This is a genomic window from Curtobacterium luteum (assembly GCF_014646995.1).
Lineage (GTDB): Bacteria > Actinomycetota > Actinomycetes > Actinomycetales > Microbacteriaceae > Curtobacterium > Curtobacterium luteum.
Window position 1 is genome coordinate 15,149 of the sequence record NZ_BMOI01000019.1, and the last position, 17,981, is coordinate 33,129.

Consider the following 17,981-nt stretch of genomic DNA (forward strand, 5'->3'; position numbering starts at 1 on the left):
CGCACAGCAGCAGCCGTGTCGCACATACCCCGTCCGGATTGAATCTCGCTGAGGGCCCGCCATACGACCGCGTCAGCCACAACGCCCGCGAACGCAGAACGCCCCGCCAGCCGAAGCCAGCAGGGCGTCCCCACGAGTCAGACGAGGGTCAGAAGTCCCAGTCCTCGTCCTCCGTCACGACCGCCTTGCCGATGACGTACGACGAGCCCGACCCCGAGAAGAAGTCGTGGTTCTCGTCCGCGTTCGGGGACAGCGCCGACAGGATCGCCGGGTTCACCTCGGTGAGCTCCTTCGGGAACATCGGCTCGTACCCGAGGTTCATCAGCGCCTTGTTCGCGTTGTAGTGCAGGAACTTCTTGACGTCCTCGCTCAGCCCGACCTCGTCGTAGAGGTCCTGCGTGTACTGCGTCTCGTTCTCGTACAGCTCGAAGAGGAGCGAGAACGTGTAGTCCTTGAGCTCCTGGCGCTCGGCCTCGGTGACCTGCTCGAGACCCTTCTGGTACTTGTAGCCGATGTAGTACCCGTGCACGGCCTCGTCGCGGATGATGAGGCGGATGAGGTCGGCGGTGTTGGTCAGCTTCGCCCGCGACGACCAGTGCATCGGCAGGTAGAAGCCGGAGTAGAACAGGAACGACTCGAGCAGCGTCGAAGCGACCTTGCGCTTCAACGGGGATTCGCCCTGGTAGTAGTCCATGACGATCTGGGCCTTCTTCTGCAGGTTCGGGTTCTCCTCGGACCAGCGGAAGGCCTCGTCGATCTCGGGCGTCGACGCGAGGGTCGAGAAGATCGACGAGTAGCTCTTGGCGTGCACCGACTCCATGAACGCGATGTTCGTGTAGACGGCTTCCTCGTGCGGGGTGATCGCGTCGGGGATGAGCGATACGGCGCCGACGGTGCCCTGGATGGTGTCCAGGAGCGTCAGACCGGTGAAGACACGCATGGTCATCGTCTGCTCGGCCGGCGTCAGGGTGTTCCACGACTGGACGTCGTTCGACAGCGGCACCTTCTCCGGCAGCCAGAAGTTGTTGACGAGGCGGTTCCAGACCTCCACGTCCTTGTCGTCCTGGATGCGGTTCCAGTTGATCGCCTGGACCCGATCAATGAGCTTCAGCTTCTCGACCAACGCACGTTCCTGTTCAAGAGATGGTGACTAGATATCGGACTGGAGGCGCGGTGCGGGCTGGCACCGCGCCTCCAGGCTGTGGGCAGTCGCGTGAGCGACCAGCCGCTACAGCATGCAGCTGACGCAGCCCTCGACCTCGGTGCCCTCGAGCGCGAGCTGGCGCAGACGGATGTAGTAGATCGTCTTGATGCCCTTGCGCCATGCGTAGATCTGGGCCTTGTTGATGTCGCGCGTGGTCGCGGTGTCCTTGAAGAACAGCGTGAGCGACAGACCCTGGTCGACGTGCTGCGTGGCAGCGGCGTAGGTGTCGATGATCTTCTCGGCGCCGATCTCGTACGCGTCCTGGTAGTAGTCCAGGTTGTCGTTCGTCATGAACGGCGCCGGGTAGTAGACGCGGCCGAGCTTGCCTTCCTTGCGGATCTCGATCTTCGACGCGATCGGGTGGATCGACGACGTCGAGTGGTTGATGTACGAGATCGAACCGGTCGGCGGGACGGCCTGCAGGTTCTGGTTGTAGATGCCGTGCTCCTGGACGGACGCCTTCAGCGCCTTCCAGTCGTCCTGGGTCGGGATGGCGATCCCGGCGTTGTCGAACAGCGAGGCGACACGGGCGGTCGCCGGCGTCCACGCCTGGTCGGTGTACTTGTCGAAGAACTCACCCGACGCGTACTTCGAGTCACGGAAGCCGTCGAAGGTCTCCCCCGTCTCGATGGCGATGTTGTTCGAGGCGCGCAGGGCGTGGAACAGCACCGTGTAGAAGTAGATGTTCGTGAAGTCGATGCCCTCTTCGGAGCCGTAGTACACGCGCTCACGAGCGAGGTAGCCGTGCAGGTTCATCTGGCCGAGGCCGATGGCGTGCGACTTGTCGTTGCCGTCCTCGACGGAACGGACCGACGAGATGTGCGACATCTGCGACACCGAGGTGAGGCCGCGGATCGCGGTCTCGATGGTCTTACCGAAGTCCGGCGAGTCCATCGTCAGCGCGATGTTCAGCGAGCCGAGGTTGCAGGAGATGTCCTTGCCGATCTCCTTGTACGAGAGGTCCTCGTTGAAGGTGGTCGGGGTGTTGACCTGCAGGATCTCCGAGCACAGGTTGGACATGTTGATCCGACCCTTGATCGGGTTGGCCTTGTTCACCGTGTCCTCGAACACGATGTACGGGTAGCCCGACTCGAACTGGATCTCGGCGATGGTCGTGAAGAAGTCACGCGCCTTGATCTTCGTCTTCTTGATGCGCGAGTCGTCGACCATCGCGCGGTAGTTCTCGGAGATCGGGACGTCGCCGAACGGCATGCCGTAGACCTTCTCGACGTCGTACGGCGAGAAGAGGTACATGTCCTCGTTGTTCTTCGCGAGCTCGAACGTGATGTCCGGCACGACGACACCGAGCGACAGCGTCTTGATGCGGATCTTCTCGTCGGCGTTCTCACGCTTGGTGTCGAGGAACTTCATGATGTCCGGGTGGTGCGCCGACAGGTAGACGGCACCGGCACCCTGACGCGCACCGAGCTGGTTCGCGTAGGAGAACGAGTCTTCCAGCAGCTTCATCACGGGGATGATGCCCGACGACTGGTTCTCGATCTGCTTGATCGGGGCGCCGGCCTCGCGGATGTTGGAGAGCAGCAGGGCCACGCCGCCGCCGCGCTTCGAGAGCTGCAGCGAGGAGTTGATGCCGCGCGAGATCGACTCCATGTTGTCCTCGATGCGGAGGAGGAAGCAGGAGACGAGCTCGCCGCGCTGGGCCTTCGCGGTGTTGAGGAACGTCGGGGTCGCGGGCTGGAAGCGGCCGGCGATGATCTCTTCCACGAGGTCGATCGCGAGCTGCTCGTTGCCCTGTGCCAGGCCGAGGGCGGTCATCACGACGCGGTCCTCGAAGCGCTCGAGGTAGCGCTTGCCGTCGAACGTCTTGAGCGTGTAGCTCGTGTAGTACTTGAACGCGCCGAGGAACGTCTGGAACCGGAACTTCTTCGAGTACGCCAGGTCGTTGAGCTTCTGGATGAACTCGAGCGAGTACTGGTCGATCGTCTCGCGCTCGTAGTACTCGTTCTCGACCAGGTAGTCGAGCCGCTCCTTCAGGTTGTGGAAGAAGACGGTGTTCTGGTTGACGTGCTGCAGGAAGAACTGCTTGGCAGCCTCACGGTCCTTGTCGAACTGGATGTTCCCGTTCGCGTCGTAGAGGTTGAGCATCGCGTTGAGGGAGTGGTAGTCCATCCCCGTCTGCGGCGACGTCAGATCGACGTCTGCAACTGCTGCGTCCAAAATGCTTCCAATCCAGTGGTGACTGCGTGCACGTCGTCTGGCGTGCCGAAGAGCTCGAAACGGTAGAGGACGGGGACGCCGCACTTCTGTGCGATGACGTCCCCCGCGAGGCCGTAGGCCTCGCCGAAGTTCGTGTTGCCGCCGACGACCACACCGCGGATCAAGGAGCGGTTGCGTTCGTCGTTGAGGAACTTGATGACCTGCTTCGGGACAGCGCCCTGCCCGTTGCCGCCCCCGTAGGTCGGCAGCACGAGCACGTACGGCTGGTCCGCGTGGAGGAACGGGTCGCTCGGGTAGAGCGGGATCCGGTCTGCCGGCAGCCCCAGCTTCTCGATGAAGCGGGCCGTGTAGCCGGACACGCTCGAGAAGTAGACGAGGTTGCTCATGTGCGCTCCTTGGTCAGAGGTGCGGACAGCGGATCAGGGGCGGCCTGGCGGAGGCGGGTGGTGCCTCCAGGCCGGGTGAGTGCGGGCCCCTTCGGGGCCCGCACCGCGGTCACGCGAGTTCGGCGCTGAGCGTCGCGATCTTGTCGGGACGGAAGCCCGACCAGTGGTCGTCGTCCGTGACGACGACCGGGGCCTGCAGGTAGCCGAGGCTCTTGACGTGCTCGAGGGCTGCCTCGTCCGTGGAGACGTCGTGCACCTCGTACTGGATGCCCTTGTTGTCGAGGGCCCGGTACGTCGCGGTGCACTGGACGCAGGACGGCTTGGTGTAGACGGTGACGGCCATGATCTCCCCTGGTTCTTGCTGGTGGTGTTCGTGCTGTGGAGGTGGTGCTGATGCCTGCTCGCAGTCGTGTCCGGGAAGGGCCGCTGCGATGGCTCCACACTACATCTAGTGGCTGGCCGCGGCACCGACCACAAGAGGAAGTGTTACAGCCGTGTAGTTCTCCACAACGCCCTCCACAGTCTGTGGATTCCCGAGAGGCCCGGGATTCCGCCATTCTCCGGCCGACCACCGACACTTCCCCACACCCGTGGACAGCGTCGATCCACATGTGTGGAATCAGCGCGTCGGCGTGTCGCGGAACCCGTCCTCGGACCCTGCACAGGACCCTGCACCGGACCCTGCACACGACGACTCCGTCCACACCTCCCCGACCGGGGGACACCGCCGTCCGTCCGGTCCGTACACTCGTCTCGTGAGCGCGTACGGCACCCTCCTGAAGACCCCCGGCGTCGGTCGTGTCATCGCTGCGCAGCTCACCGCGCGCTTCCCGTTCGGGATGCTCTCGCTCGCCTACCTGCTCCACGTCGAGCACGTCTTCGACTCGTACGGCGCGGCCGGACTCGTCCTCGCGACGACGAGCATCGGCCAGGCGATCGCCGGCCCGCTCACGAGCCGGTGGATGGGCAGCTGGGGCATGCGTCCCGTGCTGGTCCTGACGAGCCTCGTCGCGCTCACGAGCATGGGCGTCGTGGCGTTCGTCACGATGCCGCTGTGGGGTTACGTCGTCGTCGGCTTCCTCGGCGGCCTGGCGGTCCCCCCGGTCCAGCCCGCGGTCCGCACGATCTACCCGAAGATGGTGACCTCGGCGCAGCTCACGCCCCTCTTCTCGCTCGACGCGAGTGCGCAGGAGCTCATCTGGGTGGCGGGCCCCGTGATCACGACGTTCGTCGCGACGCAGATCGGCACGGTCCAGGCGATCGTCGTCGCGATGGCCTTCCTCGTGATCGGCGGCGTGTGGTTCATCGCCTCCCCCGAGCTCGGCCGGGTGCGCATCCCGCGGTCGAAGCGCGCGTTCGGCGTCGTCATGCGCCGGCCCTCCGTCGTCGTCGCGACCCTGACCGGCCTCCTGCTCATCGGCGCGTGCGCCGCGGTCGAGGCGAGCGTCACGAGCGTCTTCGGCGAGGGCAGCCCGAACGCCGGCATCGTCCTCGCGGTGTTCGCGATCGGATCGCTCATCGGCGGCCTGGCGCTCGGCCACCGCCCGATCTCGCGGAACACCCTCTGGACCCGGATGGCCATCGTCTTCGTCGGCCTCGCCCTCGCGGTCGGAGGGACGGACTTCTGGTGGCTGTGCCTCGCGCTCGTCATCGCCGGTGCCGGGATCGCGCCGGCGCTGGCTGTCATGTTCGGCTCCGTCTCCGCGACCGTGAAGTTCTCGGACACGGCCGAGGCGTACGGCTGGATGGGCACCGGCCAGCTGATCGGGGCTGCGGGCGGCTCCGCCGTCGCCGGGTTCCTCATCGACCTGCACGGCGCGACCGGCGGACTCATGGTCGGTGCCGCGATGGCCGCGGTCGGCGTGGTCGTGCCGCTCGTGACGAAGCGGTGGCTGCCCGACCTGCGCGGGCGGGACGCGAGCCCCCTCCCCGACACCGAACCGGTGAACCTCCCCACCTGACCCGCCCCGGGTCGGGGAACGCGCGCGTCGCGACGACACGCGAGTCGAACGTCGCGTGTCCCGTCGAGCACGTGGCGTGGACCCCGGCCTGGAGGCACGACACCCGCCCGCCACCATCGGCAGGATGGGTGCATGGTCACCTCCCTCCCCCTCCGCGACGGCCGGAGCATCCCCGCCGTCGGCTTCGGCGTCTACAAGGTCGACGACGCCGAGGCCGCCGTCGCCGTCCGCACGGCGCTCGACGCCGGGTACCGCCACGTCGACACGGCCGAGATGTACGGCAACGAGCGCGGCGTCGGAGAGGCGATCCGTGCCTCCCGGCTGGACCGCGACGACGTCTTCGTGACCACCAAGGTGTGGAACGACCACCAGGGTCGCGACGCGACCCTCCGTGCCTTCGACGCGAGCCTCGACCGGCTCGGACTGGACGCCGTCGACCTCTACCTCATCCACTGGCCGGCCGCCGCGAACGACCGGTACGTCGAGACCTGGCGCACCCTCGTCGAGCTGCGCGAGTCGGGCCGCGCGCGGAGCGTCGGGGTGTCGAACTTCCAGGTGCCGCACCTCGAGCGGATCATCGACGAGACCGGCGAGGTGCCCGCCGTGAACCAGGTCGAGCGACACCCGTGGCTGCCCCAGCGCGAGCTGATGGCCTTCCACGCGCAGCACGACATCGTGACGGCGGCGTGGTCGCCGCTCGGCCGGGGACGCCTCGTGGACGAACCGGTACTCACCGCGATCGCCGGGGCGCACGGCGTCAGCGTCGCCCAGGTGCTCGTCCGCTGGAACGTGCAGCAAGGGGTCGTCGTGCTGCCGAAGTCGGTGACGCCGGAGCGCATCCGGTCCAACATCGACGTGGACGGGTTCACGCTCTCCGAGGACGACCTCGCGGCCATCGCCGGCCTCGAGTCCGGGCAGCGGACGGGGTCGCACCCGGACAGCGTGGCGTAGGGGTCAGCTCTCGGGCAGGACGCCGCTGAACGCGAGGACCGCGATCCCGGTCCCGACCACGGCGAGGAAGATGCCGATGACACGGACGAACCGCGGCGTCAGCGGCTTGCCGTTCATGAGTTGATCGCCGCCGATCGACTGCGCCCAGCGGTTGAAGACGGCGATCGTGACCCCCCAGAGCGCCACGACGACCGCACCGATGCCGAACCACGTCGCCGCGGTCACTCACCCCTCCGCCGAGCCAGCTGCTGGCGCAGGTTCCGGACGAACAGGACCTCCATCGCGACGGCGACCGCGGTCAGGACTACGGCGAAGGCGATGTTCACCGCGCCCTGTCCACGGGAGAACCGGCATGCGGCGGACGCTACTCGCCGGTGCTGGAGGACCAGCCCGCGGAGCGACTCAGGCCGTCCGGTCCTCCTCGGACTGCCACGGCAGGTTCAGGTCGCCCGGCTCGGGCTCCACGTCGCCCGCGTCGTCCGCGCCGCCGGTGCCCGGAGCCGCGACCACGCGCGACGGGTCGATCCCGTCCGCCCGGAGGTCGGCGTCGTCGCGCTGCTCGGTCTGCGCGGCGACGGTCTCCCGCTCGCTCGACGGGCTGTACGAGGTGTCGGCCGCGCGCTGAGTGCGGTCGTCGAGGCCGTCGGCGCCCTCGTGGTGCGCGGCGTCGCGGAGCTCGTCGGTGCGGGCGCGGTCGTCGGAGTGCTCGGGGCCGGGGACGTCGGGGATGCTGTCGCTCATGCGCTGCACAGTAGGCCGCGCGCCTCCGGGCACGGTTCGGTCACGATGACCGTCATCCGGTTCCCGCCGCACGAGTGTCCGGTCCCCGTCCCACTAGGGTCGGGGCGAGGGGGGACGACGTGGGACGCAGGACCAGGACGATCGCGGTGCTCGGCGCGACGGCGGCCGCGGTGCTGGCGCTGAGCGGCTGCTCGCTGTTCGGCGGTGACGACGCCGTGCCCGTGCCGAACCGGACCGCTGCGGCGGCACCCGACGGATGGACGGACGGGACGGCCGAGCCGGTGCCGACGCCGACCCCGACGTCCGTGCTGCCGGTCGGCACCGTCGCCGCGGAGACCGACGTCGTCTCGAAGTCGGGTGACACGAGCCTGCACGTCCGCGTCGTGCAGCGCGCCGAGGGGGTGTTCGCCGCGGAGCTGTCGGACTACCGGACGACGAACCCGCAGCCCATGAGCATCGAGTTCCGACACCGCACGGCGCACTGGGGGGACGGGGACGGCGGAGTGGTCCGGGGCAGTGTGGCGTGGGACACCGGGGCCGGTCCGCCCGACTCCTACACGTTGGACGCCGGCCCACGACCGGACTACCTCGCGAGCGTCGTCCTCGTCCCGGTCGCAGGGGTCGACCCGTCGGAGGGGTTCGCCACGGAGCGCCCGTGGATCGGCTCGGTGCTCGCGGTCGGGGCGCTGGACTGGAACATCCCGAACCCGTACCCGCACCTCCGGGTGACCGTCGGCGAGGCCGGCCCGGGTGCCTACGGGACCGTGCAGGACGTCGACGGCACGCCCACCTGGTACCGGGTGTCCCACGGGGACGAGCTCATCACCGTGTCGAAGCGGTTCGGCGTGACACCGGAGCAGTTCGAGTGGATGAACCCCTACCTCGAGCTCACCGATGACCGGTGGCTCGCCGAGAACGACGTCCTCAACGTCTCCCCCGCGAACCGCTGACGTCTCCGGCCTCCGTTACGGTGGTCCAGCACCCGCACCACCTGGAGGTCCCATCGTGACGATCGTCGCCGCCGCAGACGGCTCCGCCCTCGGCAACCCCGGCCCCGCCGGCTGGGCCTGGTACGTCGACGACGACCGCTGGGCTGCGGGTGGCTGGCCGAAGGCGACGAACAACCAGGGCGAACTGACCGCGGTGCTGCAGCTGCTCCGCGCGACGAAGGACACCGGCGAACCGCTGCACATCCTGTGCGACAGCCAGTACGCCATCAAGGCGTGCACCGAGTGGCTCGCGGGCTGGAAGCGCAAGGGCTGGCGGAAGGCCGACGGCAAGCCCGTGCTCAACGTGGAGATCATCAAGGAGCTCGACGCCGAGCTCCAGGGGCGGAAGGTCACGTTCGAGTGGGTCCGCGGCCACGTCGGCCACGAGATGAACGAGGCGGCCGACGTCCGTGCCCGGGGTGCCGCGACGGCCTACCAGAACGGCACCGAGGTCCCCCACGGTCCGGGCTGGCCGGGTGTCGAGGTCACCGAGCCCGAGCCGCTGCCCGAGGCGACCCCGCCCGCGACCCTGTTCTGATGCAGGAGGCGCGGCACCTGGTCGAGTCCCGCCTCCACGACGGCGAGGAACTCCTCTGGGTGGGCCGGAGCGATCCCGGTCGCATGTTCGTCCACGCCGACCGCTTCCTGATCCCGTTCGGCGCGCTCTGGACCGGATTCGTGGCGACCGGGCTCGTCGGCGCAGCCATCGGGTCCGCGCATCCCGCGGTGCTCGTGGCGCTGTCAGCCCTGCTGCTGCTCGGACTGCACGTCCTCGGTGGGCGCTTCCTCGTGAAGCGTAACCGGAAGCGGACGGACGTCTACGCCGTGACCGATCGTCGGGTGCTCGTGACCAACGGCCGCACCACGCGCGAGACGGACGCACGACGGACCGACTGGTACGTCGACCGCACGGAGGGACACGTGACGGTCGAGTGGGACGACATCAGCCACCTCGACACCCTGTTCCTGAACGGGAGCGAATCGGTCCGGCAGTACGCGAACACCGGTCTCGACCTGACGTCCGGTCGCGGCAACTTCGCGCTGTACGACGTCGCGGACGCCGACGCCCTGCTCGCCGCACTGCGCACGACCTCCGGCCGCTGACGTCGGAGCGGTCGCGCGGCCGGAGGTCGGGCCGGGCGCTGGGTCAGTACGTCCCGTCGCGACGGTCCTGCCGGGTGATCTGCTCGCCGGACGCCGGGTCGATCCCGCTCCGTGTGGTCGTCGTGGTGCGGCGACCGCCGAACGCCACCGCGAGGCTGATGATGAGCAGCACGACGCCGGCAGCCATCAGGATGTAGCCGATCAGTCGGAGGTCGACCCCGGCGACCTGGATGTTCAGGGCGAACGCCACGATGGCGCCGATCACGATCAGGGCGATGCTCGATCCGATGCGCATGGCAGGTCCTCTCGACGGGCCCGCTCGCCGGACGGCGCGCGGGCTGCCGCCGAACCTACCCGGACGCCCCGGTGGACGTTCCCCGGCACGGACACGGGCCGGCGTCAGTCGACGTCCACCTCGGCCCACCCGTCGAACCGGCCGATCTCGGTCACCCGCACCACGGCCTCGCCGGTCTCGTCGGAGGCGTCGAGGTCGATCGTCGCCGAGAACCCGAAGTCGCGGTCCCCCGACGGGTCGGCGAACGTCTGCCGAGCGCGCCACGTCCGGGACCCCTCGGACAGCTGCAGGTACTGCATCGACCGGGCGTCGGCGTCGGTGCCGATGGCGTCGTGCTCCTCGTAGTACTCCTCGAGCACGTCGTCCCACGCGTCGCGCCCGAACCCGGCCGCGCCGTCGAGTGCAGCCAACCCGTCCACGTCGTCGGCGGCGGCGAGCAGCACCCGCTGGAACAGGGCGTTGCGGACGAGCACGCGGAAGGCGCGGACGTTCCCGGTGAGCCGCGCGGGCTGCGGCGGCGCGATCTCCTCGTGCTCGGCCTCGGCGAGCGCGACGTCCCCGTTGAGGAGCGCCTCCCACTCGTCGACGAGCGAGGAGTCGGTCTGCTTGACGACCTCGCCGAGCCACTCGATGAGGTCGTCGAGCTCGGGGGTGCGCTGTTCCTCGGTGATCGTCTGGCGCATGGTGCGGTAGGCGTCCGACAGGTAGCGGAGGACGAGTCCCTCGGAGCGGGTGAGCTGGTAGAACCGCACGAAGTCGCCGAAGGTCATGGCGCGTTCGTACATGTCCCGGACGACGGCCTTGGGCGAGAGCTGGAAGTCGAGGACCCACGGCTGTTCGGCGGCGTAGGCCTCGTAGGCGGCCGTCAGCAGCTCGTCGAGCGGCTTGGGCCAGGTGACCTCCTCGAGCAGCTCCATCCGCTCCTCGTACTCGATGCCCTCGCGCTTCATGCGGGCGACCTCTTCGCCGCGCTCCTTGAACTGCTGCTGCGCGAGGATCGCCCGCGGGTCGTCGAGGGTCGCCTCGACGATCGACACCATGTCGAGCGCGTAGGTCGGTGACTCCGGGTCGAGCAGCTCGAACGCGGCGAGGGCGAACGGCGACAGCGGCTGGTTGAGCGCGAAGTTCGGTGCGACGTCGACCGTCAACCGGTACTCGCCGTCGACCTTCTCGATCACCTGGGCGTTGATGAGCGTCCGCGCGATCGTGAGTGCCCGCCGGGCCATCGCGAGTTGCCGGGCCCGGGGCTCGTGGTTGTCGAACACGAGCGACCGGACGTCCTCGAAGGGGGAACCGCCGCGCGCCACGACGGAGAGCACCATCGCGTGCGTGATCCGCATGCGGGACACCATCGGCTCGGGCTCGGCCGCGATGAGCTTCTCGAAGGAGGCCTGCCCCCACGAGACGAACCCGTCCGGGGCCTTCTTGCGCTTGATCTTCCCCTTCTTCTTGGGGTCGTCCCCGGCCTTCGCGATCGCGCGGGCGTTCTCGATGTCGTGCTCCGGCGCCTCGGCGACGACGTCGCCCTCGGTGTCGTACCCGGCGCGGCCTGCACGTCCGGCGATCTGGTGGAACTCGCGTGCGGAGAGCTGCCGCATCTTCGTCCCGTCGAACTTCGTCAGGCCGGTGAACAGCACGGCGCGGATCGGCACGTTGATGCCGACGCCGAGGGTGTCCGTGCCGCAGATGACCGGCAGGAGTCCCCGCTGCGCGAGCTGCTCGACGAGCCTCCGGTACTTCGGCAGCATGCCCGCGTGGTGGACGCCGATGCCCGCGCGGATGAGCTTGGAGAGGGTCTGCCCGAACCCGGCACTGAAGCGGAAGCCCGCGATGGCCGCGGCGATCTCGTCGCGACGCTCGCGACTGGCGACGCGGGCGGAGAGGAGCGCCTGCGCCCGCTCGAGCGCGGCCGCCTGGGCGAAGTGGACGATGTAGACCGGGGCCTTGCCCTCCTCGAGCAGCCGTTCGACGGTCTCCTGCACGGGCGTCATGACGTACTCGTAGGACAGCGGCACCGGCCGCGAGACGCCGGTCACGCGGGCCGTCGGCCGTCCGGTCCGTCGGGAGAGGTCGTCGGCGATGGTGGTGACGTCACCGAGCGTGGCGGACATGAGGAGGAACTGCGCCCGCTCCAGCACGAGCAGCGGGACCTGCCACGCCCACCCGCGGTCGGGGTCGCCGTAGAAGTGGAACTCGTCCATGACGACGACGTCGACCTCGGCGTCGGGGCCCTGCCGGAGCGCGAGGTTCGCGAGGATCTCGGCCGTGCAGCACACGATCGGGGCGTCCGCGTTGACGCTCGAGTCGCCGGTCACCATGCCGACGTTCTGCGCGCCGAAGAGGTCGACGAGCTGGAAGAACTTCTCGGAGACGAGGGCCTTGATCGGCGCCGTGTAGTAGCTCCGCTTCCCCTCGGCGAGCGCGGCGAAGTGGGCGCCGGCCGCGACGAGCGACTTGCCGGTGCCGGTGGGGGTCGACAGGACGACGTTGGCGCCCGACACGAGTTCGATGACCGCCTCGTCCTGCGCCGGGTACAGCGGACGGCCGCCATCGGCGGCCCACGCGGCGAACGCCTCGTAGACGGCGTCCGGGTCGACGACACCGTCGACCGCCGCCGGCAGGGCGGCGACGAGCGGAGGCTGGGTGGTGACGTCGGTCATGCGTCCATCCTCCCAGGTGCGGACGGGGCGGCCGGGAGGCGCGGTGCGGGCCCGCCCTGCGCCTCCAGTCCGGATCGTGCCGAGCCGCAGACCCTGCTCCATACGCGCGCATAGACTCGCGACATGCGCGAACTCGGCTTCCTCTCCTTCGTCCCGAACCACGGTGTCACCGCAGGTGCCGCTGGAGCGCTTGAGGACGGCCTGCGGCTCTTCGCCGCTGCCGAGTCGTTCGGCTACGGCACCGGGTGGGTCCGCGGTCGCCACTTCGAACCGTTCCTGACGAGCCCGATGACGTTCTTCGCCGCCGCGGCGCAGCGGACGAGCACGATCGGCTTCGGCACCGCGGTCCTCGGCATGCGGTACGAGGACCCGGTCCGGCTCGCGGAGGACGCCAGCACCGTCGACCTGCTGAGCGGCGGCCGTGTGCAGCTCGGGATCAGCACGGGCATCGCCGGGTACGGGCCGATCCTCGATCCCGTGTTCGGCGCAGTCGACCGGAGCTTCCGCGACGAGGCCGAGACGCGCGCCGCCCGGCTGCTCGAGGTCCTGCAGGGCGAGCCACTCGGCACGGCCGGGAAGGGCTACGAGAGCATCCCTGCCGGAGCGGACCTCGCGCTGCAGCCGCTCAGCCCGGGTCTGCGCGACCGCGTGTGGTGGGGCGGGGGCAGCCTGGGCACCGCGGTCCGCACCGCCGAGAAAGGCCTGCTGCTGCACTGCTCGACGCTCAACACCGAGGACACGGGCGCCCCGTTCGCCGAGGCGCAGGCGGACCAGATCACCGCCTACCGGGAGCGCTTCGCCGAGTTGCAGGCCGCCGGCCAGCACACGGGCCGCACGCCGAAGGTCGCGGTCGGGCGCATCGTCGTCCCACTGCTCGACGACCACGACCGGGCGGTGCACGAGGAGTTCCTGACCGGCTACGCCTCCGGGATGGACGACGAGGGCCGACCCCACTCCGGCCCGCCCTTCCGCTTCAGCAAGGTCCTGTCCGGCTCGGTGGCGGAGATCATCGACGCGCTGCTCGCCGACCCGGCCGTGGCGTCGACCGACGAACTCGTGATCACCCTGCCCGCGAACGGCGATGCCGCATCGCACGAGCGGATCCTCCGGATCGTCGCCGAGGAGATCGCGCCGGCGCTCCGCACGGCCGACTGATCCCGGGCGGCTGTCGTGCGCTGACCGCGCCGCGGACGCTCGGCCGGAAGGCATCCGGCGGGGCCCGTGTCGGGCTGGTGAGTTCCCCGGGCCCCCGGCCGGATGACCATCCCGTTCCTGATCCGCACGGGATGGTCTGCCCATCGTTGCACTCGGCGTCCGGGTTGTCACACCGAGTCTGCGGATTCCGGCCCGACAAGGTGAAGCTTCTTCACCGTCGCGACGCCGACCCGACAATCCGTGCGACCCACTCGACCGCGAACGCCGCGACCACGACCACCGCGACGCCCCGGAAGAGCGCCTCGGAACGACGAATGCGTCCCCGCGCGAGCGCGGGGACGCATCCTGACACACCGGCGTCATCGGGGCTGACCGATCGGATCAGGAGACCGGCTCGCTCACACGTCGACGCCGTTGATGGTGTGTACGCGACCGGTAACCAGCCGGAACACGCGGATCCATGTTACTGAACGAGGCGCCGCGTGGTGCGGATTCCGGATGGGGTCACTGCTCCAGTTCGAGGGTCGCGGTGCCGGCCACGTCCACGACGGACGCGCCGACGTGCAGCGTGAAGGAGCCGGGCTCGTACGCCCAGGCACCGTCCCAGTGCGCGAACGCCCGCGCCGGGACCTCGATCGACACCTCGGTCGAGGCGCCCGCAGCGAGGCGGACCGGTGCGAACCCGACGAGCCAGCGGACCGGCCGGTCGACCATCGACTCCGCCCGCGAGGCGTACACCTGCACGACGTGCTTGCCGGCGCGGTCGCCCGTGTTCGCGACGGTCGCGGTGACGATCACGGCGTCGCCCTCGCGGACGGTCGGGGTCGCGGCCACACCGTCGATGCTCCACGTCGTGTAGCCGAGGCCGTGGCCGAACGGGTACGCCGGCTCGGTGCCCGCGCGGAGCCAGGCCCGGTAGCCGATGTGCACGCCCTCGTCGTAGGCGACCTCGCCGTCGACCGGGGTGACGTTCGACACCGGAGTGTCCTCGAGCGTCGCCGGCCAGGTGGTGGGGAGTCGTCCGCCGGGTTCCGCGGCACCGGTCAGCACGTCGGCGAGGGCGTTGCCGTACTCCTGCCCACCGAACCAGGTCAGGAGCACCGCGGCGACGTCGTCCCGCCACGGCATCTCGACCGGGGAACCGGAGTTGACGACCACGACGGTGTTCGGGTTCGCGGCGGCCACGGCCCGGACGAGGTCGTCCTGGTGCCCGGGGAGCGCGAGCGAGTCGCGGTCGTAGCCCTCGGACTCGACCTTGCTGTTCGTGCCGACGACCACCACGGCGACGTCGGCGCCGGCCGCGGTCCGCACGGCCTCCTCGATCAGGACGGCCGGGTCGGCGTCGCTCGGCTCGGTGCCGAACTGGTACGCGAGCACCCCGCCGAGCGTCTCGTCCTGCACGACGTCGTACTCGATGCGGATCGCGAGCTGCTGCCCCGCCTCGACCTCGACGGGCACCGAGCGCGCCGGCGGGTTGAGGAAGGCCGCGCCGAGCTGGTCACCCTCCGAGCCGACGACCTCGTCGAGGACGAGCTCGCCGTCGATCCACATCCGGGAGTGCCCGGTGGCCCCGATGCCGATCCGGACCGTGCCGGTCGAGGGTGCGGTGTAGGTCGTCGTGATGTCGAGCCGGTCGGCCTCACGGGTCGGGGCGTCGCCGCCGAACCAGAACAGCGCGGTGGCCCGGCGGTCCTCGACGTACAGCTCGGCGCCGTCGCGGACGAACGCGACCCGGGCGCCGGGCGCACCGGTCGACGGGTTCGTGATCGTCGACAGCGGGAACTCCGCGATCCCCTCCTGCACGACCGCACCCATGGCGTAGTCCACCGAGGCGCCGGGGAACGCGGCGCGGATGCCCTCGACGGGGGTCACCACGTGCGACGGCACGACGGTGGCCGACCCGCCGCCCTGGCTGCGGGCCTGGTCGGCGTTGTGCCCGATGAGGGCGATGCGGGACACGGCGGCCCGGTCGATCGGCAGGACGCCGGTGTTGCGGACGAGGACCGTGCCCTCGGCCTCGGCCTCACGGACGAACGCGACACCGTCCTCCACGTGGACGGGCTGCGCGGCGACGGGCTCGAACCCCTCGAGCGCACCGACACGGGCGGCGAGGGTGAGGATGCGGCGGACCTTGCGGTCGATCGCGTGCTCGGGCACGGAACCGTCCCGCACGGCGGCGAGCAACGGCCCCTCGCTCCACCACGGGTTCGGCCCGGGCATCGCGACGTCCTGGGACGCCGTGGCCGCGTCGACCGAGCGCACGCCGGTCCAGTCGGAGACGACGATCCCGTCGAAGCCCCACTCGGAGTTGAGGGGCGTCTCGAGGAGGTCGTTCTCGGACGCGGTGACACCGTTGATCGCGTTGTACGACGACATGATCGCCCAGGCATGGGCCTCGGTGACGGCCTTCTCGAACGCGAGGAGGTAGAGCTCGCGGAGCGCCCGGTCGGACACCTCGGTCGAGGCGGTGAAGCGGTCGGTCTCGTAGTCGTTCGCGACGTAGTGCTTCGGGGTCGCGGCGACACCGTTCTCCTGCACGCCCTCGACGTAGGACGCGGCGAGGACCGCGGTGAGGACCGGGTCCTCGCTGAAGGCCTCGAAGTGGCGGCCGCCGAGGGGCGAGCGGTGCAGGTTGATGGTCGGTCCGAGGACCACGTCGACGCCCTTGCGCCGGGCCTCGACCGCAGCGGCGGCGCCGTAGCGCTTCGCGATCGCCCGGTCCCAGCTCGCCGACAGCGCGGTCGCGGACGGGAGGTTGAGCGACGGGTCGCGCTCGTCCCACACCTCGCCACGGACGCCGGAGGGTCCGTCCGACATGAGGATGCGGCGCAGCCCGATCTTCTCGATCGGCCAGGTCGTCCAGAAGTCACGTCCGGTGAGCAGCTGCACCTTCTCCTCGGTCGTCAGCTGTTCGAGGAGCGCCTCGATGCGCTCGGTGAGCGGACGGGAGGCGGTGCTCACGGTCTGCGTTTCGGTCACGATGGGTGGGTCCTTTCGTCGGTCGGCGAGCGTCAGCGCACGCCGCGGATGCGGGAGACGGAGGCGATGCCGAGCAGGCCGACCACCGCTCCGGTGATGAAGAAGCCGCTGTAGCCGCCGGTCAGGGCGATCACACCGGGGGCGGCCGCGGGGACGATCGACTGCGGGAGCGCCTGGGCGATGTTCACGACACCGAGGTCCTTCGCGTTGTCCTCGTCGCTGGGCAGGACGTCGGTGATCAGCGCGAGGTCGACCGCGTAGAAGACGCCCATGCCGGCGCCCATCACGAACTCGCCGACGAGCACCGTCGACAGCGACGGCGCCAGTGCGATGAGCACCAGGCCGACGACCCCGACGACGCCGGCGACCGCGACGAAGAGCTTCCGCCGTCCGAGCCGGTCGGAAAGCCACCCGGCGACGAGCGAGGTGAGGACGATGCCGACGACGTTCCAGAGCGTGCCCTGGAAGACCGCGTTGGCGAGGTTCGCCTCGTTCACCCCGATGTCGTCGCGCAGGAAGTACGTCAGGTACGAGACCGCCGTGTACTGGGCCGCGACCATCATGAAGCGGGTGAGCCAGGCCCAACCGAGGTCGGGGTGCTTGACCGGGTTGAACACGAACGAGCCGAAGAGCTGGCCCACGCCGAGCTTCGACGTCGGCCGGTCCACGAGCACGCGGTCCCGGAAGAGCACGGCGTAGAGGACGACCACGGCGGATCCGATCGCCCCGGGGACGATCATCTGCGTGGCGGACGTCGAGAAGAGCTGCACGAGAAACGTCCCGCCGACCAGCGCGAGGTTCTGCGCCAGTCCGAGGAGCGCGGCGACGCGACCGCGCTGCGAGCGCGTGACGTGGTCCGGCATGACCGCGGTGAGCGCCGCGATCGTGGCGTTGTACGCGACCTGCGCGACGCCCCAGGCGACGACGAGCACGACGACGGAGGACGTCGTGGCGACGACGACGAGGGCTGCGAAGCCGAGCACCGTGCCACCGATGATCCACGGACGGCGCATGCCGAGCCTCCCGGCAGTCCGGTCGCTGAAGCGACCCGCCAGCGGGTTGGCGACCATCGCGGCGAACGCGCCGATGCCGAGGGCGGTGCCGAGCACGCCCGCCTGGTCCTGCGGCGCGATCTCGGCGACCTTGAGCGCCATCGCGACCAGCACGGGCGGCAGGAGGGCGATGAACAGGCCGAACATCGCGATCGGCATGCCGAGCGTGTACATCAGCGGGTTGCCGCGACCGTGCGTGGGGGCGACTGCGGTCGGGGTGTCGGCCATGGTCAGGGCGTCGTTGGCCACTGGGTCCTTCTTCCGGGTACGCCACCGTCGTCGGTGACTCGCACGCCTTCCTCGGCGGCTGCGCCCACGGTAGCACG

The 17,981-nt window shown here is 69.7% G+C and carries 16 protein-coding genes; 6 read left to right on the forward strand and 10 right to left on the reverse strand.

What is annotated here, in order from left to right; translation table 11 throughout:
- Positions 1–148 precede the first annotated feature (148 nt).
- The 4 genes from nrdF to nrdH form a co-directional block, all read right to left on the reverse strand.
- On the reverse strand, positions 149–1,123 hold the full coding sequence (gene nrdF, locus IEY20_RS16250) for a class 1b ribonucleoside-diphosphate reductase subunit beta (protein WP_022904486.1): 975 nt from the start codon (positions 1,121–1,123) through the stop codon (positions 149–151).
- A 105-nt stretch (positions 1,124–1,228) separates the two neighbouring features.
- Positions 1,229–3,334: a class 1b ribonucleoside-diphosphate reductase subunit alpha gene (gene nrdE / locus IEY20_RS16255; protein WP_022904485.1), complete on the reverse strand. Its 2,106-nt coding sequence runs from the start codon at positions 3,332–3,334 to the stop codon at positions 1,229–1,231.
- Between the two features lie 17 nt (positions 3,335–3,351).
- The gene (gene nrdI, locus IEY20_RS16260) at positions 3,352–3,768 is read right to left on the reverse strand and encodes a class Ib ribonucleoside-diphosphate reductase assembly flavoprotein NrdI (protein ID WP_175328659.1); all 417 of its coding nucleotides are present in this window, start codon (positions 3,766–3,768) and stop codon (positions 3,352–3,354) included.
- 109 nt (positions 3,769–3,877) lie between these two features.
- Positions 3,878–4,111 (reverse strand): glutaredoxin-like protein NrdH, encoded by a 234-nt coding sequence (nrdH, locus tag IEY20_RS16265; protein WP_022904483.1) that lies wholly within the window; start codon positions 4,109–4,111, stop codon positions 3,878–3,880.
- Positions 4,112–4,523: 412 nt separating this feature from the next.
- On the opposite strand from nrdH, the gene IEY20_RS16270 reads away from it, so the two are divergent.
- Together IEY20_RS16270 and IEY20_RS16275 are read left to right on the forward strand one after the other, a co-directional pair.
- Positions 4,524–5,729 carry an MFS transporter gene (locus IEY20_RS16270; protein ID WP_031273884.1) on the forward strand — a complete coding sequence of 402 codons (1,206 nt, stop codon included), beginning with the start codon at positions 4,524–4,526 and terminating at the stop codon, positions 5,727–5,729.
- Between the two features lie 132 nt (positions 5,730–5,861).
- The gene (locus IEY20_RS16275) at positions 5,862–6,680 is read left to right on the forward strand and encodes an aldo/keto reductase (protein WP_175328660.1); all 819 of its coding nucleotides are present in this window, start codon (positions 5,862–5,864) and stop codon (positions 6,678–6,680) included.
- 3 nt (positions 6,681–6,683) lie between these two features.
- Here IEY20_RS16275 and IEY20_RS16280 read toward each other — a convergent pair whose 3' ends face one another.
- Both IEY20_RS16280 and IEY20_RS16285 read right to left on the reverse strand, forming a co-directional pair.
- Positions 6,684–6,905, reverse strand: coding sequence for a hypothetical protein (locus IEY20_RS16280; RefSeq protein WP_022904480.1), 222 nt, complete (start codon positions 6,903–6,905; stop codon positions 6,684–6,686).
- A gap of 177 nt (positions 6,906–7,082) precedes the next feature.
- Positions 7,083–7,421 (reverse strand): hypothetical protein, encoded by a 339-nt coding sequence (locus IEY20_RS16285; protein WP_022904478.1) that lies wholly within the window; start codon positions 7,419–7,421, stop codon positions 7,083–7,085.
- A gap of 119 nt (positions 7,422–7,540) precedes the next feature.
- Here IEY20_RS16285 and IEY20_RS16290 point away from each other — a divergent pair, with 119 nt between their 5' ends.
- From IEY20_RS16290 to IEY20_RS17225, 3 genes are read left to right on the forward strand one after another with little or no spacing between them, the layout of a single operon-like run.
- Complete coding sequence (locus tag IEY20_RS16290; RefSeq protein WP_175328661.1) at positions 7,541–8,371, forward strand: LysM peptidoglycan-binding domain-containing protein; 831 nt, start codon at positions 7,541–7,543, stop codon at positions 8,369–8,371.
- A gap of 55 nt (positions 8,372–8,426) precedes the next feature.
- The gene (locus IEY20_RS17220) at positions 8,427–8,948 is read left to right on the forward strand and encodes a ribonuclease H family protein (protein ID WP_022904476.1); all 522 of its coding nucleotides are present in this window, start codon (positions 8,427–8,429) and stop codon (positions 8,946–8,948) included.
- On the forward strand, positions 8,948–9,514 hold the full coding sequence (locus tag IEY20_RS17225) for a hypothetical protein (protein ID WP_204620572.1): 567 nt from the start codon (positions 8,948–8,950) through the stop codon (positions 9,512–9,514). Before IEY20_RS17220 ends, IEY20_RS17225 begins: the two co-directional genes overlap by 1 nt.
- 43 nt (positions 9,515–9,557) lie before the next feature.
- Here the strand turns inward: IEY20_RS17225 and IEY20_RS16305 are convergent, their stop codons facing one another.
- Both IEY20_RS16305 and IEY20_RS16310 read right to left on the reverse strand, forming a co-directional pair.
- Complete coding sequence (locus IEY20_RS16305) at positions 9,558–9,809, reverse strand: DUF6458 family protein (protein ID WP_058725573.1); 252 nt, start codon at positions 9,807–9,809, stop codon at positions 9,558–9,560.
- 104 nt (positions 9,810–9,913) lie between these two features.
- Positions 9,914–12,469 (reverse strand): DEAD/DEAH box helicase, encoded by a 2,556-nt coding sequence (locus IEY20_RS16310; RefSeq protein ID WP_175328663.1) that lies wholly within the window; start codon positions 12,467–12,469, stop codon positions 9,914–9,916.
- A gap of 123 nt (positions 12,470–12,592) precedes the next feature.
- On the opposite strand from IEY20_RS16310, the gene IEY20_RS16315 reads away from it, so the two are divergent.
- The gene (locus IEY20_RS16315) at positions 12,593–13,624 is read left to right on the forward strand and encodes an LLM class flavin-dependent oxidoreductase (RefSeq protein WP_175328664.1); all 1,032 of its coding nucleotides are present in this window, start codon (positions 12,593–12,595) and stop codon (positions 13,622–13,624) included.
- Between the two features lie 504 nt (positions 13,625–14,128).
- Here the strand turns inward: IEY20_RS16315 and IEY20_RS16320 are convergent.
- Positions 14,129–16,603, reverse strand: a complete 2,475-nt coding sequence (locus IEY20_RS16320) for a beta-glucosidase (RefSeq protein ID WP_175328665.1) — start codon at positions 16,601–16,603, stop codon at positions 14,129–14,131.
- A 32-nt stretch (positions 16,604–16,635) separates the two neighbouring features.
- Positions 16,636–17,904: an MFS transporter gene (locus tag IEY20_RS16325; protein ID WP_229728132.1), complete on the reverse strand. Its 1,269-nt coding sequence runs from the start codon at positions 17,902–17,904 to the stop codon at positions 16,636–16,638.
- Positions 17,905–17,981: the final 77 nt, after the last annotated feature.